This is a genomic window from Paracoccus marinaquae (genome assembly GCF_018860165.1).
In the GTDB taxonomy this organism is placed as follows: Bacteria; Pseudomonadota; Alphaproteobacteria; order Rhodobacterales; family Rhodobacteraceae; genus Paracoccus; species Paracoccus marinaquae.
In genome coordinates, this window is record NZ_JAHKNG010000001.1 from 183,699 (window position 1) to 199,228 (window position 15,530).

Genomic DNA, 15,530 nt, shown 5'->3' on the forward strand with positions numbered 1-15,530 from the left:
CGGAAATGCCGCGGCCGGCGCAGGGCTGCGCCGGCCGGGACAGGTTCGAGGGGTGCGATCAGGCCAGCATGCCCATCGGGTTTTCCAGATGCGCGACGATGGCCTGCAGCAGCTGCGCCCCGAGCGCGCCGTCGATGACCCGGTGATCGACCGAAAGCGTCATCGACATGACGTTGCGGATCACCAGCTCGCCATTCTCGGCCACCGGCGTCTGGATGCCGCTGCCGACCGCGAGGATCGCGCCATGCGGCGGGTTGATGACGGCGTCGAAATTCTCGATGCCGAACATGCCGAGGTTGGAGATCGCGAAGCTGCCGCCCTGGTATTCGTGCGGCGCCAGCTTCTTGGTCTTGGCGCGGGTGGCGAGATCCTTCATCTCGGCCGAAAGGGCCGACAGCGTCTTCTGCTGTGCGTCCTTCAGGACCGGGGTGAAGAGGCCGCCCTCGATCGCCACGGCGACCGCGACATCGGAGGGCTTCAGCTTCAGGATCCGGTCGCCGGCCCAGACGGCATTGGCATCCGGCACCTCCTGCAGCGCCAGCGCGCAGGCCTTGATGATGAAGTCATTGACCGACAGCTTCACGCCGCGGCCCTCCAGCTGCTTGTTCAGCGTGGCGCGGAACTTCATCAGCTCGTCCAGCTTGGCGGACCGGCGCAGGTAGAAATGCGGGATGGTCTGCTTGGCCTCGGTCAGACGGGCGGCGATGGTGCGGCGCATGCCGTCGAGTGCGATCTCTTCGGTCGGGCGGTCCGCATAGATCTTGAGGATCGCTTCGGCCGAGGGGCCGGCGGGTGCGGCTGCCGCCGCAGGGGCGGCGGCGGGTGCCGCAGCCGCCTTTGTTGGTGCGGCGCCCGGCTTCGCGCCTTCGACATCGGTCTTGACGATCCGGCCGCGCGGGCCGGAGCCGGCGATGCCGGCCAGATCGATGCCCTTTTCAGCGGCGATGCGGCGCGCCAGCGGCGAGGCGAAGATGCGGTCGCCGCTGGAAGATTTCGGCGCCGCCGGGGCAGGGGCGGCGGCGGCCGGCGCGGCAGCCGCTGGTGCCGCATCAGCCTTGGGCGCGGTGGCGGCCTCGGCCTTTTGGGCCGGTGCCGCGCCGATGTCGGCGGCGCTTTCACCCTCTTCCAGAAGCACGGCGATGGGGGTGTTGACCTTCACGCCGGCGGTGCCCTCGGCCACGAGGATCTTGCCCACCGTGCCTTCATCCACGGCTTCGAATTCCATCGTCGCCTTGTCGGTCTCGATCTCGGCCAGGATATCGCCCGAGGAGACGGTATCGCCCTCTTTCACCAGCCATTTGGCCAGCGTGCCTTCCTCCATGGTCGGAGACAGCGCGGGCATCAGGATTTCTGTCGGCATCTCGCGATCTCCTTACCTGTAGGTGACTTTCTTCACGGCTTCCACGACCTCGGCGGGCGTGATCAGCGCGTGCTTTTCCAGATTGGCGGCATAGGGCATGGGCACGTCCTTGCCGGTGCAGTTGATCACCGGCGCATCGAGGTAATCGAAGGCGTTTTCCATGATATAAGCCGAGAGGTGATTGCCGATCGAGGCCACCGGGAAGCCTTCCTCGACGGTCACGCAGCGATTGGTCTTCTTCACCGATTCGATCACCGTGCCATAGTCGATCGGGCGCAGGGTGCGCAGGTCGATCACCTCGGCCTCGATGCCTTCGCCAGCCAGAGCCTCGGCGGCGGCCAGGGCGTGGCTCACGCCGATGCCGAAGCTGACGAGGGTCACGTCCTTGCCCGGGCGCGTGATGCTGGCCTTGCCGAAGGGGATGGTGAAATCCTCGAGATCCGGGACCTCGAAGCTGCGGCCGTAAAGGATCTCGTTTTCGAGGAAGATCACCGGGTTCGCATCGCGGATCGCGGTTTTCAGCAGGCCCTTCGCATCCGCCGCGCCATAGGGGATCACCACCTTGAGGCCGGGGATCTGCGCGAACCACGCCGAGTAATCCTGGCTGTGCTGGGCGGCGACGCGCGCGGCGGCACCGTTCGGTCCGCGGAACACGATCGGACAGCCCATCTGGCCGCCGGACATGTAGAGCGTCTTGGCGGCCGAGTTGATGATGTGGTCCATCGCCTGCATGGCGAAGTTGAAGGTCATGAACTCGACGATCGGACGCAGCCCGGCCAGAGCCGCGCCGGTGCCGATGCCGGCGAACCCGATCTCGGAGATGGGGGTGTCGACGACGCGGCGCGGGCCGTACTTGTCCAGCAGGCCCTGGCTGATCTTGTAGGCGCCCTGGTATTCGCCGACCTCTTCGCCCATCAGGAACACGGTTTCGTCGCGGGCCATTTCCTCGTCCATGGCCTCGCGCAGCGCCTCGCGCACGGTCATGGTCTTCATCTTGGTGCCTTCGGGCCAGTCGGGGCTGGCATTGGCGGCGGGCGTCGCCGGTCCGGCCTCGGCGGCAGCGGCCGGAGCTTCTGCCCTGGCCTCGGCCGGGACAGCGGCGGCGGCAGGTGCGGGCGCCTTGATGTCGTCGGCGCTTTCGCCTTCCTCGACCAGCACGGCGATCGGGGTGTTCACCTTCACGCCCTCGCTGCCCTCGGCCACGAGGATCTTGCCGAGGATGCCTTCATCCACGGCCTCGAATTCCATCGTTGCCTTGTCGGTCTCGATCTCGGCGATGATGTCGCCGGACTTGACCGCGTCGCCTTCCTTTTTCAGCCATTTCGCCAGCGTGCCTTCCTCCATGGTCGGGGACAGGGCGGGCATCAGAATCTCGGTTGCCATTCTTGTGGTCCCTCCCTCAGGCGTCCGTCTCGGCGTAGATATCGGTCCACAGTTCCTCGAGGGCCGGTTCAGGGCTTTCCTTCGAGAATTCAGCGGCCTCGTTCACGATGTCCTTGATTTCCTTGTCCACCGCCTTCAACTCGTCCTCGGTGGCGTGATTGCCCTGCAGCAGCAATTCGCGGACATGTTCGATGGCGTCGCGCTCGTCGCGCATCTTCTGCACCTCCTCGCGGGTGCGGTATTTCGCCGGGTCCGACATCGAGTGGCCGCGATAGCGATAGGTCATCACCTCGAGGATGTAGGGGCCCTTGCCGGCGCGGCAATGCGCCACCGCCTTCTCGGAGGCGGCCTTCACGGCCAGCACGTCCATGCCGTCGACCTGCTCGCCCGGGATGCCGAAGGATTCGCCGCGGCCGTAAAGCGTCGTCGACTTGGTCGAGCGCTTCATCGAGGTGCCCATGGCATACTGGTTGTTCTCGATCACGAAGATGACCGGCAGATCCCACAGTTCGGCCATGTTGTAGGTTTCGTAGACCTGGCCCTGGTTCGAGGCGCCGTCACCGAAATAGGCGAAGGTGACATTGTCATTGCCCAGATACTTGTCGGCGAAGGCAAGGCCCGCGCCCAGCGGCACCTGCGCGCCGACGATGCCGTGGCCGCCGTAGAAATGTTTTTCGCGGCTGAACATGTGCATGCTGCCGCCCTTGCCCTTGGAATATCCGCCCTCGCGGCCGGTCAGCTCGGCCATGACGCCCTTGGGGTCCATGCCGCAGGCCAGCATGTGGCCGTGGTCGCGATAGGAGGTGATGCGCTTGTCGCCTTCCTTGGCGGCGGCCTCGAGGCCGACGACGACCGCTTCCTGACCGATATAGAGATGGCAGAAGCCACCGATCAGGCCCATGCCGTAAAGCTGGCCGGCCTTCTCCTCGAATCGGCGGATCAGCAGCATGTCGCGATAGTATTTCAGCAATTCGTCCTTCGACGTATTGGACGCAGCCGGCTTGCTGGCGGCGGGTCTCCTGGCCATGCGGGCATTCCTCCTAGATGCGGTTTCGGGATAGTTCAGCGTTAAACTATCCGTAACCTATTGCTCGGAAGGGTGCAATGCGGGAAACCGGATCGGCGCCCGGCGCGGCGGCAGGCTGCCGTCAGCGCAGGATAATTTCGTCGGCACGGACCACGCCCAGCACCTCGCGGGCCTGTTCGTCCAGCAGATCCAGATCGAGGAAATCGTCCGACAGGCGGCGGGTCAGGTTCTGCATCCGGTCCACCTCGGCACGCAGCCTGTCGCGTTCGGCGGCAAGTTCGGCGGTCTCGGCCTCGACCTGGATCCGGCGCAGAATGCCGGAGGGGCCCTGCACGGCGGCGAAGGCGAAATAGAGGCCAAGCGAGAGGGTCAGCACGAAGAAGATGGTGGCGCTGATCGAGAGACGTTGTGACATGAGGCGGGCCGGCGATTGTTTTGCGGGTTTGCCGCCGATCATGCCACAGGCGCGTGGGCAGGGGAATCCCCCGGCCGAGTTCAAAGCCGCTGCCGGAAGATCGTCTCGATCCGGGCGGCCTCGTCGCGCAGGCCGAAGGGCGGGTTGAGAATCCACATGCCGGAGCCGATCATCGAATGCCCCGCCCGGGCCGGGGGAAAGCCGACCTCCGAGCGCAGCGCGTCGGGATGGGCGCCCGCCAGTGCATCGAGCATCGGCAGGTGCCGATCGTCGGTCAGGAGCGGATACCAGAGCGCAATCACCCCGACATTCCACTTGCGGGCCAGCAGCCCGATCTGGCGGGGGATGGCGGTGTAATCGGCCTTGATCTCATAGCTGGGGTCGATCAGCAAAAGCCCGCGCCGCGGCGTCGGCGGGCAGATTGCCTGGGCCATCTGGAACCCGTCCTGACGGTAGGGCGTCGCAAATGCCGCCACCTCGGACAGGGCCGCATGCTCGGCCGGATGCAGCTCGGCCAGATGGGCCGAATCCGTCGGTCGCAGGAAGTGCCCGGCGATCAGGGGGGAGCCCGGATAGGCGGTGGCGCCCCGGGTCGCGCGAATGGCGGCCAGTGCCTGTCGCAGCGGGTGCCCTTGCGGCAGCCAGCCCTCGGCCTCGGCGCGCAGGATGCCGGCCTCGGCCTCGCCGGTCTTGCGGGCCTCGGGGGCGTCCAGCCGATAGAGGCCGCGCCCGGCATGGGTTTCGAGATAGGAGAGCGGCTTGTCCTTGCGCGTCATATAGGCGAGCGCCGAGGCCAGCAGCGCGTGCTTGTGCAGATCGGCGAGGTTTCCGGCGTGATAGGCGTGCTGATAGCTGAGCATGGCCTGCCATAGCGCCGATCGAAGCGCGCCGGAAGGGGGGATGGGTCGGGCGGCGCGGAACCCGGGGGGCCTCGCCGGCCCCCTCTTGGCCTGCGGCCAATTCACCCCCGCAGGTATTTGGAAAGAGTGCGATGGAGGGGGGTTGCGGCGGCACCTAGGGAGGAGGAGGGGTGCCGCCGCTCAACGCTGGCCCAGGGAGGAGGGTCGGGCCGCGTATGGGGTGCGGTGCGGGCCAGGGAGGAGGAGAGGCCAACACCGCCAGCGATGCGGGCTCAAGGGGGGAGGAGAGAGCCCGTCGCATCGGTTTGCCGCGAACAGGGCGGCTATGGGTGCGGCGCGGCCCCGGGGAGGAGGAGGGGCTTGCCGCTGACGTCCGGCCAGGGAGGAGGGAGGAGAAGGCCGGTCGTGTTCGGGTGCCGCGAAACAGCGCGGCCATGTTCTTTTGCGGCGACCCCTTGGGAGGAGGAGCGGGGTCGCCGCGGCGATGCTGGACCCCAGGGAGGAGGAGGGGGTCCGGCACGGTCTTTGGGCGGCATCCTCCGGGGAGGAGGAGAGGAGGATGCCGCCGGTCCCGGCCCCGGGAGGAGGTGGGGCGGGAAGGCTATGGCTTACTTCGACGTCCCCCAGGCGGCCTCATGGGCCAGACGGGTGATCATCGAGCGGCTGATTCCCAGATCGTCGAGATCGCGAGTGGTCAGCGCATTCAATTCGCGCACGGTCTGGCGATAGACGGCATTGCGGGCGCGGTTTTCCTGGAAGCGCTGAACCGCAGCCATCAGCCGGCCACGCAGGCCGGGTGCGGCCGTGCTGTTCTGGGCCTGGACGATAACGGTCATTGCTCTGTTCCTTTCTGTCTTGCGCCTTGCCCAGATGGCCCGGCGCCTTCGATGGGTTAAAGATGGCGCTAATGCTGCAGATGCACAATGGATGGATCCAAAATGCTGCCATGCAGCAATTGCATGGCTCATTCTCAGGATTGGCCGGGTTGATACTGAATCGAAAAAACAATTTTACCTTGAGGCAAATGTTTGCGATCACGTTCCGGCCCGGTCAAAGCCCTGATTTGAAAGCGCTTGGCGGGGTTTCCGGCCAAACGTCGCAAGGGGGTGGCGGTGGCTGGCGCAGCCGTGCATCATGCCGCCCGCCACAGTCGACACGAGGTGATAACATGTCCGTCAGCCGGGAAGTTGCCCTAGCGGAAATCGCAGACATCCGTCTTCCGGACGGCCGGACGCTTGCCGAGGCGGATATCGTCCGCGCCCTGAGCGTCGATGGCGGCACGATCCGATTCGTCATCGAGGCGGCCGATGCGGCGGCCGCCAGCAGCCTGTCGCAGGTGGAGGCCGAGGCGCAGCGCCGCCTGGAGGCCCTGCCGGGGATCGAGCGGGTGCAGATCGTGGTGACGGCCCCCGCGGCCCGCCCGGCCGCGGCGGGGGCGGCGCCGTCGCTGAAGATCGGGCGCCATGCGACCGGGCAGGCCGGCCCGCAGCCGATTCCGGGTGTGCGCAGCATTGTCGCCATCGGATCGGGCAAGGGCGGGGTCGGGAAATCGACGCTGACCTCCAATCTGGCGGTGGCCCTGGCCCGGGCCGGCCGGCGGGTCGGTCTGCTGGATGCCGATATATATGGTCCGTCGCAGCCGCGGATGATGGGCGTTTCGGACCGTCCCGCGAGCCCCGATGGCAAGCGGATCGAGCCGCTGCACGCCCATGGCGTCACCATCATGTCGATCGGGCTGATGCTGAAGGAGGGCGAGGCCGTGGTCTGGCGCGGCCCGATGCTGATGGGGGCATTGCAGCAGCTGCTGCAGCAGGTGAACTGGGGCGAGCTGGACGTGCTGCTGATCGACCTGCCGCCCGGCACCGGCGATGTGCAGTTGTCGCTGTGCCAGAAGGCGGCGGTGACCGGGGCGATCATCGTCTCGACCCCGCAGGATGTGGCACTGCTGGATGCGCGTCGTGCCATCGACATGTTCAACAAGCTCAAGGCGCCGGTTCTGGGGCTGATCGAGAACATGTCCAGCTATATCTGTCCGAACTGCGGTCATGAGGCGCATCTGTTCGGCCATGGCGGCGTCGCCGCCGAGGCGATGGATCTGGGGCTGCCTTTCCTGGGCGAGATCCCCCTGCAACTCGAGGTGCGGCTGGCCGGTGATTCGGGCCGGCCCGTCGCCCTGGGCGAGGGTGAGATCGCGCAGGCCTATGCGCGGCTGGCCGCGCGGCTGATCGAACAGGGGGTCGCCTGACGGCGCGCCCTGTCATGGGGTGGGTGTCGGGTGGGAATTTCCGGGGCGGCTGGGAATTCAGGGCACTGACTGGGCGCCGGCGATCCCGGATACGTGATTCGGCGTGATTCCAGCGGGATTCCACGTGAATTCTGAGCTGAGGTCTGTTATCGCGGTATTTCTGCGGGCACTTTCTGGGACAGCGCGGATTGCGCGGGAAAAACCGCACATTTCTATATGTGTGGTGTATGTGTTATGCGTACACAACATGTGGCGTGTTCTTGCGCCGCGAGCCTGCCGTTTGTTATGAACGTCTCGGTTTTATCAAGGTAATTTCACCCTAAGTGGCGTAGAAATCCATTGCTTCCCGCAAATTCCCATGTCACAACTTGATCACGGAGACGGGGAGTGAAGGGGCAACAAGACCCCGCAAGGCGACGCAGGTTTCATGCAGGCACCCGTTTTCCAATATTGATCCGCCCGCGCGTGCGAGCAGCACCTCCCCCAGGTGGCGCGTGACAGGGTGGACGACCCCGAAAGGGGCCCAGGCAATGGGAACGAGGGCGGCGGATCGGGCAGTGGCAGCGGCCCGGTCCGCCTTTCTCTTTCGGGCGACCGGAAGAGTGAGCAGTGAGGGCGGGCCGGCGTGGCGCGGAAGTTCAGAGGCACCGAGACCGTCAAGGTCGATGGAAAGGGCCGCATGTCGGTCCCCGCCCGGCTGCGCAAGACCTTCGACGCCGGCGATCCTGCCTTCTCGACCTCGAATACCGGGCGCACGCAGCTGGTGGCGGTCTATGGCCCCGACACATGGAACTGGCTCGAACTTTACACCATGGAAGCCATCGAAGAGATCGATGCGCAGATCGACCGGCTGACCCGCGGCACCGAAGAGCGCCTCAGCCTCGAGCTGCTGATGAACGGCCAGTCGGTCGATCTGGAAATCGACCGCGAGGGCCGTCTGGTCCTGCCGCAGAAGCTGCGCGAGAAGCTGGGCTTCGGCAACGGGATCGAGACGATCTTTGCCGCAAGCGGTGACTATGTGAAGGTCTATCTGCCCGATTCCCCGCCGAAGGATGTCGAGAAACTGGAGAAGTTCATCGCCTCGAAAGGGCCGGGCTTCGATCCGCGCTCGTTTCTTGGCCAGGCCAGCAGCGGCGAGGGCTAGGGCATGGACCAGCCGCATATCCCTGTCCTGCTGAAGCCGCTTCTCAGGGCGGTCGAACCCGTGTCGGGCATCTGGCTGGACGGCACGTTCGGTGCCGGCGGCTATGCGCGCGGGCTTCTGGAGGCGGGTGCGAAGACCGTCATCGGCGTGGACCGCGATCCGGCGGTGTTTCAGATGGCGCAGGACTGGGCCGGGCAGTATGGCGACCGGCTGCGGCTGGTGCCGGGCACGTTTTCCGATCTGGACGAACTGGCCGGCCAGCCGCTGGACGGCGTGGTGCTGGATCTGGGGGTCAGTTCGATGCAACTGGATCAGGCCGAGCGTGGCTTTTCATTCCTGCGCGACGGTCCTCTGGACATGCGGATGGGGCAGGACGGGCCGTCGGCGGCCGATCTGCTGAACGAGGTCGATGAGGCGGTGATCGCCGATGTCCTCTATCACTATGGCGAGGAACGCGCCGCCCGTCGCATCGCCCGCGCCATCGTCGCCGCGCGGCCGCTGAGCCGGACCGCGCAACTGGCCGAGATCGTGGCCGGCTGCCTGCCGCGCCCGAAACCGGGGCAGAGCCATCCGGCCACCCGCAGCTTTCAGGCGATCCGCATCTGGGTGAATGACGAATTCCGGCAGCTGGTGGACGGGCTGTCCGCGGCCGAGCGCGCGTTGAAGCCGGGCGGCAGGCTGGCCGTCGTCAGCTTCCATTCGCTGGAGGACCGGATCGTCAAGCGCTTCATGCAGGCCCGCGCGAACAGCGCCGGCGGCGGCAGCCGCTATGCGCCGGTGCAGGACACGGCGCCGGCGGCCTTCACCCTGCCGTTCCGCCGCGCCATCGGCCCCGACCCGGACGAGATGGAGGGCAATCCGCGCGCGCGCTCGGCCCTTCTGCGGGTGGCGATCCGCACCGATGCACCGGCGGGGGCAGCCGACGAATCCGCGCTGGCGATGCCCCGCCTTCCCGCGAAGGGAGGTGCATGATGCGCCCGCTGACCTATCTGGGTGTGACGCTGCTGGTGCTGGCGCTGGCCTTCTGGGCTTATCGCGAAAACTATCGCACCCAGGCCGCGATGAGCGAAATGGGCCAGATCCAGCGCGAGATCGCCGGCCTGCGCGAGGACCTGGGGGTTCTGCGGGCCGAATGGGCCTATCTGAACCGCCCCGAGCGCCTGCGCGAACTGGTCAACCTGAATTTCGAGCGCCTGCAACTGGTCCCGCTGGAATCGGGCCAGTATCTCGATATCGGCAATGTCGATTACCCGAAACCGCCTGCGCCGCCCGAGGCGGAGGACGCCGGCGATACCGCCCCGTCTCAGGAGCAACAGCCATGATCCGCACCCCCCTGCGCCCGCTGGCCCGTATCCTTCGCGCCCGCGAACACGGCGAGAACCCCGACGAGATCGAGGCCGAGAACCGCCGCTTGCGCCACGAGGCGATCCAGCACAAGGCGCGCCGCCGCGCCGAGGGGCGGCTGGTGCTGATGGCCGGCTTCTTCCTGCTCGCCTTCGGAACCGTCGGAGTGCGGATGGGGGTGCTGGCCTCCAGCAACCCCAGCGAGCCGCGCAGTCAGGTCCTGTCGGCGCAGATCATCTCGCAGCGGGCCGATATCACCGACCGGCGTGGGCGGGTGCTGGCCACCAACCTGCTGACGCATTCGGTCTATGCCCATCCCCAGCAGATGGTCGATCCGATCGGCGCGGCACAGGGGCTGGCGCGGATTTTCCCCGATCTCAGCGAGGAAAAGCTGATCCGCGACTTTACCGGCAACCGCAAGTTCATGTGGATCAAGCGCAAGATCAGCCCCGAACAGATGCAGGCCGTCCATGACATCGGCGAGCCGGGCCTGCTGTTCGGCCCGCGCGAGATGCGCATCTATCCCAATGGCGATCTGGCCAGCCATATCCTCGGCGGCTCGGGCTTCGGCAATGAAGGCGTCAGCAGCGCCGAGGTTCTGGGCGTGGCCGGCGTCGAGAAGGCTTTCGACAACTGGTTGCGCGACCCCTCGAATGACGGGGCGCCGCTGGCGCTGTCGATCGACCTGTCGGCGCAGGCCGCCATGGAGGAGGTTCTGGCCTCGGGCATGGCATTGATGAGTGCCAAGGGCGCGGCCGGCATCCTGATGGAGGTCGAGACGGGCGAGATTCTGGCCATGGCCAGCCTGCCGGATTTCGATCCGAACAACCGGCCGCGGCCGCTGTTGAAGGGCGATGCGTCGGACAGCCCGCTGTTCAACCGTGCCGTGCAGGGGCAATACGAACTGGGCTCGACCTTCAAGATCTTTCCGGTCGCGCAGGCGCTGGACCTGAAGCTGATCAACCCCAATTCGGGCATCAACTCGAAAAGCCCGATGAAGATCGGCAAGTATCTGATCAATGATTTCAACAATTATGGCCCCCAACTCAGCGCCACGGACGTGATCGTGAAATCCTCGAACGTCGGCACCGTCCGCATCGCCCAGATGCTGGGGGTCGAGCGGCAGAAGGACTTCCTGCAGAAGCTGGGCCTGTTCGAGCCGACCTCGATCGAGATGGTCGAGGCCCCGACCGGGCGTCCGCTGGTGCCGCCGCGCTGGCCCGCGGTGACGGCGGCCACGGTGGCCTTCGGCCATGGCCTTGCCGCCAGCCCGCTGCATCTGGCCGCGGCCTATGCCACCATCGCCAATCGCGGCAAGCGCGTCGAGCCGACGCTGATCCACGGCCGCAAGCGCCCCGAGGGCGAGCAGGTCCTGTCGCCGCGTGCGGCCGAACTGGCCATCAGCATGCTGCGCCAGGTGGTGACGCGCGGCACCGCCAAGCAGGCCGAGGTCGAGGGCTACGAGATCGCCGGCAAGACCGGCACCGCCGACAAGCCGCGGCCCAGCGGCGGCTATTACAAGAACAAGGTGATCTCGACCTTCGCCTCGATGTTCCCGGCCAGCGATCCGAAATATGTGCTGATCGTGACGCTGGACGAACCTTCGGTCGGCAGCGGCGGCGGCGAAAGCCGGACGGCGGGCGCCACCGCCGTCCCGGTTGCCGCCGAACTGGTCCGCCGCCTCGCGCCGATGATCGGGCTCGAGGCGAAAACCGACGAATCCCTGCCCAGCATCGCCGCGCGCTTTCAGCCGCATGTTGAACCCGGCCCGCACGATGAGATAAAGCTCGTCGCGAACCAATGACAGGTGACTGGGTGAGGCAGGCGACGAAGACGCTGGCGCAGCTGGGGCTGCGGGCAAGGGACGGGCGCGACCCGGCCATTTCCGGAATTTCCGTTGACAGCCGGACGGTGAAGCCGGGGCATCTGTTTGCCGCGCTGCCGGGCACGGCGATCCACGGGGCAGAGTTCGTGCCCTATGCGCTGCGCATGGATGCCGCCGCCGTGCTGACCGACAGGGCCGGCGCCGAACTGACGGCTGAGGCGCTGGCGGGCTGGAATGGCGCGCTGGTCGTGGCCGAGGATCCGCGCGCCGCACTGGCCGGCGCGGCGGCGCTGTGGTTCGAGGTCCAGCCCGAACATGTGGTCGCCGTCACCGGCACCTCGGGCAAGACCTCGGTGGCGCATTTCACCCGCCAGATCTGGCAGGCCCTGGGGCACAGGGCGATCAGCCTTGGCACGATGGGCGTCGAGGGCGATTACGAGGCGCGGCTGGCCCATACCACCCCCGAGCCCCTGACCCTGCACCGGGTTCTGGCCGAGGCGGCCGAGGCCGGCGTCACCCATGCGGCGATGGAGGCGTCGAGCCATGGCCTCGACCAGCGGCGGCTGGACGGGGTGCGCGTCGAGGCCGGCGCCTTCACCAATTTCAGCCAGGATCACCTGGATTATCATGCCGGGTTCGATGACTATTTCGCGGCCAAGGCGCTGCTGTTCAACCGCATCCTCGAGGATGGCGAAGCCGCCGTCATCAATGTCGACAGCGAGCGTGGCCGCCAGATGGCCGACATTGCCACCGATCGCGGGCTGGCCCTGACCTCGGTCGGACGGGGCGAAAATGCGATGCTGCGGATCCTCGGCCAGCGCTTTGACGCAACCGGGCAGGATCTGCGCTTTTCGGTGATGGGGCAGGCGCAGATGGTGCGCCTGCCGCTGATCGGCGGCTTTCAGGCCGAGAACGTGCTGGCCGCGATGGGGCTGGCGCTGGCCGTGGGCGATTCGGCCGAGGCGATCCTGCGGGTGTTGCCGGACCTGCAGACGGTGCGCGGGCGGATGCAGCTTGTCGCGCAGCGCGACAACGGTGCGGCGGTCTTTGTCGATTACGCGCACAAGCCCGGCGCGGTGCTGGCCGCGCTGCAATCGCTGCGGCCGCATGTGATGGGCCGCATCGTCGTCGTGATCGGTGCGGGCGGCGACCGCGATCAGGGCAAGCGCCCGCTGATGGGCGAGGCGGCCCGCGCGCATGCGGATGTGGTGATCGTGACCGACGATAATCCGCGCAGCGAGGATCCGGCCGCGATCCGTGCCGCCGTGATGGCGGGTGCCGGCCCGGAGGCGACCGAGGTCGGCGACCGGGCCGAGGCGATCCTGCGCGGCGTCGATGCGCTGCAGCCGGGCGATGCGCTGCTGATTGCCGGCAAGGGGCACGAGACCGGCCAGATCGTCGGTCAGGATGTCTATCCCTTCGACGATGCCGAACAGGCTTCGGTCGCCGTCGCGGCACTGGACGGCAAGATATGAGCCTGTGGACCGCAGCGGATGCCGCCGCCGCGACCGGGGGTCGGGCGCAGGGCGACTGGCTTGCCTCGGGCGTGTCGATCGACACCCGCACGATCCGGCCGGGCGATCTGTTCGTGGCGCTGACCGATCTCCGCGACGGCCATGACTTCGTGGCCCAGGCCCTGCAGAAGGGCGCGGCCGCCGCGCTGGTCAGCCGCATCCCCGAGGGGGTGACCCCGGATGCGCCGCTGCTGATCGTGCCCGAGGTGCTGCCGGCGCTGGAGGCGCTTGGCCGGGCCGGACGGGCGCGGATGGGGGGCAAGATCGTCGCCATCACCGGCTCTGTCGGCAAGACCTCGACCAAGGACATGGCGCGGATCGCGCTGGCCGGGCAGGGCCGCATCCATGCCGCCGAGGCCAGCTATAACAACCATTGGGGGGTGCCGCTGACGCTGGCGCGGATGCCCGCCGACACCGATTTCGCCATTGTCGAGATCGGCATGAACCATCCGGGCGAGATCGCGCCGCTGTCGCGCCTCGCGCGGCCGCATGTGGCGATGATCACCACGGTTGCGGCGGCGCATCTGGAAGCCTTCGGCGCGATCGAGGGCATCGCCCGCGAAAAGGGCGCGATCTTCGAGGGGCTGGAGGCCATCGGCACCGCGATCATCCCCGAGGATCTGCCGGTGACCCAGATCCTGCGCGACGGCGCCGATGCGGCGGGCGCCATCGTCCTGGGCTTCGGCCAGCATGGCATGGCGAGGCTGGTGCAGGCGAAACCCGAAGGCGCCGCCCTGAAATGCCGCGCGAGGATTGCCGGAGAGACCGTTGATTTCACGCTGCAGACCACCGGCGCCCATTTCGCGATGAATGCGATCGGCGTCTTGGCGGCGCTGGCGGCAGCAGGGGCCGATGTCAGCGAGGCGGGCCGGTGCCTGTCGGACTGGCAGCCGCCGAAAGGTCGCGGCGCGGTCGAGGAACTGGGCGGCATCCGGCTGATCGACGACGCCTTCAACGCCAACCCGGCCTCGCTGGCGGCGGGGCTGGCGACGCTGGCCGGGCTGCGAGGCGGTCGGCGGGTGGCCATTCTGGGCGACATGCTGGAACTGGGCGCGGACGAGGCAGACCTGCATCGCGCCGTGGCCGATGACCCGTCCATGGCCTCGGTCGATCTGGTCCATGCGGCGGGGCCGCTGATGCGGCATCTTTTTGACGCGCTGCCGGCGGGCAAGCGCGGTGAATGGGCCGGGAACGCCGCCGAACTGGCGGCCAGGGCCGGATCGCTGGTCGCCGCGGGTGACATCGTATTGGTGAAGGGCTCGAAATCCTCGAAGATTTCCTCGGTGGTCGAGGCCCTGCGTAACTGCCTCAAACGAGAGGAAGACGAATGCTCTATTGGCTGAGCAGCCTGTCCGAAGGGGGCGACCTCTTCAACCTGTTTCGATATATCACATTCCGGGCGGGCGCGGCCTTTTTCACGGCGCTGATCTTCGGCTTCATCTTCGGCCGCCCGCTGATCAATTACCTGCGGCGCACGCAGAAGAAGGGTCAGCCGATCCGAGACGACGGCCCCGAGGGGCATTTCGTCAAGGCCGGCACCCCGACCATGGGCGGGCTTCTGATCCTCTCGGCGCTGTTCGTCTCGACCCTGCTCTGGGCACGGCTGGACAACGGCTATGTCTGGGTGGTGTTGAGCGTGACCGCCGGCTATGCTGCGATCGGCTTTGCCGATGATTACGCCAAGGTCAGCAAGCACAATACCAAGGGCGTGCCGGGGCGAGTGCGCATGGCGCTTGGGCTGGCGCTGGCCTTCATCGCCTCGGCCTGGGCCATGTGGCTGCATCCGGCCGGGCTGACCGGACAACTGGCGCTGCCGGTGTTCAAGAACGTGCTGATCGATCTGGGCCTGTTCTTCATCCCCTTCGCCATGCTGGTGATCGTCGGCGCGGCCAATGCGGTGAACCTGACCGACGGGCTGGACGGGCTGGCGATCATGCCGGTGATGATCGCGGCCGGCACGCTGGGGGTCATCGCCTATACGGTGGGCCGGGTGGACTTCACCGAATATCTTGGTGTCCACCACGTTCCGGGCACCGGCGAGATCCTGATCTTCGTCGCCGCGCTGATCGGCGGGGGCCTGGGCTTTCTGTGGTACAACGCGCCCCCGGCCGCCGTCTTCATGGGCGATACCGGCAGCCTTGCCCTGGGCGGCGCGCTGGGCGCCATCGCCGTGGTCACCAAGCACGAGATCGTGCTGGCCATCGTCGGCGGCCTGTTCGTGGTCGAGGCGCTGAGCGTGATCATCCAGGTCCTCTATTTCAAGCGCACCGGCAAGCGGGTCTTCCTGATGGCGCCGATCCACCACCATTTCGAGAAACTGGGCTGGAAGGAGCCGCAGATCGTCATCCGTTTCTGGATCATTTCGCTGATCCTGGCGCTGATCGGGCTGGCGACGCTGAAGCTGCGGTGACGC

General features: G+C 67.1%; 14 protein-coding genes. 8 read left to right on the forward strand and 6 right to left on the reverse strand.

Annotated elements, in window-relative coordinates; translation table 11 throughout:
- Positions 1-58 precede the first annotated feature (58 nt).
- The 6 genes from KNW02_RS00970 to KNW02_RS00995 all read right to left on the reverse strand — a co-directional run bounded on the left by KNW02_RS00970 (position 59) and on the right by KNW02_RS00995 (position 5,881).
- Positions 59-1,360 (reverse strand): pyruvate dehydrogenase complex dihydrolipoamide acetyltransferase, encoded by a 1,302-nt coding sequence (locus tag KNW02_RS00970; protein WP_216031374.1) that lies wholly within the window; start codon positions 1,358-1,360, stop codon positions 59-61.
- A gap of 12 nt (positions 1,361-1,372) precedes the next feature.
- On the reverse strand, positions 1,373-2,743 hold the full coding sequence (locus KNW02_RS00975; RefSeq protein ID WP_216031375.1) for a pyruvate dehydrogenase complex E1 component subunit beta: 1,371 nt from the start codon (positions 2,741-2,743) through the stop codon (positions 1,373-1,375).
- A gap of 16 nt (positions 2,744-2,759) precedes the next feature.
- Positions 2,760-3,770: a pyruvate dehydrogenase (acetyl-transferring) E1 component subunit alpha gene (gene pdhA, locus KNW02_RS00980; protein WP_216031376.1), complete on the reverse strand. Its 1,011-nt coding sequence runs from the start codon at positions 3,768-3,770 to the stop codon at positions 2,760-2,762.
- A gap of 121 nt (positions 3,771-3,891) precedes the next feature.
- Positions 3,892-4,185, reverse strand: coding sequence for a septum formation initiator family protein (locus KNW02_RS00985; protein WP_216031377.1), 294 nt, complete (start codon positions 4,183-4,185; stop codon positions 3,892-3,894).
- An 80-nt stretch (positions 4,186-4,265) separates the two neighbouring features.
- Entirely contained in the window at positions 4,266-5,045 is a 780-nt protein-coding gene (rlmJ, locus tag KNW02_RS00990; protein ID WP_216031378.1) for a 23S rRNA (adenine(2030)-N(6))-methyltransferase RlmJ, read from the reverse strand.
- Between the two features lie 608 nt (positions 5,046-5,653).
- Positions 5,654-5,881 (reverse strand): DUF1127 domain-containing protein, encoded by a 228-nt coding sequence (locus KNW02_RS00995; RefSeq protein WP_431356724.1) that lies wholly within the window; start codon positions 5,879-5,881, stop codon positions 5,654-5,656.
- Between the two features lie 332 nt (positions 5,882-6,213).
- Between KNW02_RS00995 and KNW02_RS01000 the strand changes: the two genes are divergently transcribed.
- From KNW02_RS01000 to mraY, 8 genes are all read left to right on the forward strand, one after another.
- Complete coding sequence (locus KNW02_RS01000; protein ID WP_216031379.1) at positions 6,214-7,290, forward strand: Mrp/NBP35 family ATP-binding protein; 1,077 nt, start codon at positions 6,214-6,216, stop codon at positions 7,288-7,290.
- A 625-nt stretch (positions 7,291-7,915) separates the two neighbouring features.
- Entirely contained in the window at positions 7,916-8,434 is a 519-nt protein-coding gene (locus tag KNW02_RS01005) for a division/cell wall cluster transcriptional repressor MraZ (protein WP_216031380.1), read from the forward strand.
- Positions 8,435-8,437: 3 nt separating this feature from the next.
- Positions 8,438-9,406 carry a 16S rRNA (cytosine(1402)-N(4))-methyltransferase RsmH gene (gene rsmH / locus KNW02_RS01010; protein ID WP_216031381.1) on the forward strand — a complete coding sequence of 323 codons (969 nt, stop codon included), beginning with the start codon at positions 8,438-8,440 and terminating at the stop codon, positions 9,404-9,406.
- Positions 9,403-9,756 carry a cell division protein FtsL gene (gene ftsL / locus KNW02_RS01015; RefSeq protein WP_216031382.1) on the forward strand — a complete coding sequence of 118 codons (354 nt, stop codon included), beginning with the start codon at positions 9,403-9,405 and terminating at the stop codon, positions 9,754-9,756. Before rsmH ends, ftsL begins: the two co-directional genes overlap by 4 nt.
- Positions 9,753-11,582, forward strand: a complete 1,830-nt coding sequence (locus KNW02_RS01020) for a peptidoglycan D,D-transpeptidase FtsI family protein (protein ID WP_216031383.1) — start codon at positions 9,753-9,755, stop codon at positions 11,580-11,582. The genes ftsL and KNW02_RS01020 overlap by 4 nt, the downstream gene beginning before the upstream one ends.
- Positions 11,579-13,078, forward strand: a complete 1,500-nt coding sequence (locus KNW02_RS01025) for a UDP-N-acetylmuramoyl-L-alanyl-D-glutamate--2,6-diaminopimelate ligase (RefSeq protein WP_216031384.1) — start codon at positions 11,579-11,581, stop codon at positions 13,076-13,078. Before KNW02_RS01020 ends, KNW02_RS01025 begins: the two co-directional genes overlap by 4 nt.
- Positions 13,075-14,460, forward strand: a complete 1,386-nt coding sequence (locus KNW02_RS01030) for a UDP-N-acetylmuramoyl-tripeptide--D-alanyl-D-alanine ligase (RefSeq protein ID WP_216031385.1) — start codon at positions 13,075-13,077, stop codon at positions 14,458-14,460. The genes KNW02_RS01025 and KNW02_RS01030 overlap by 4 nt, the downstream gene beginning before the upstream one ends.
- Positions 14,445-15,527 (forward strand): phospho-N-acetylmuramoyl-pentapeptide-transferase, encoded by a 1,083-nt coding sequence (gene mraY, locus KNW02_RS01035; RefSeq protein WP_216031386.1) that lies wholly within the window; start codon positions 14,445-14,447, stop codon positions 15,525-15,527. The genes KNW02_RS01030 and mraY overlap by 16 nt, the downstream gene beginning before the upstream one ends.
- The last annotated feature ends 3 nt before the right edge of the window (positions 15,528-15,530 follow it).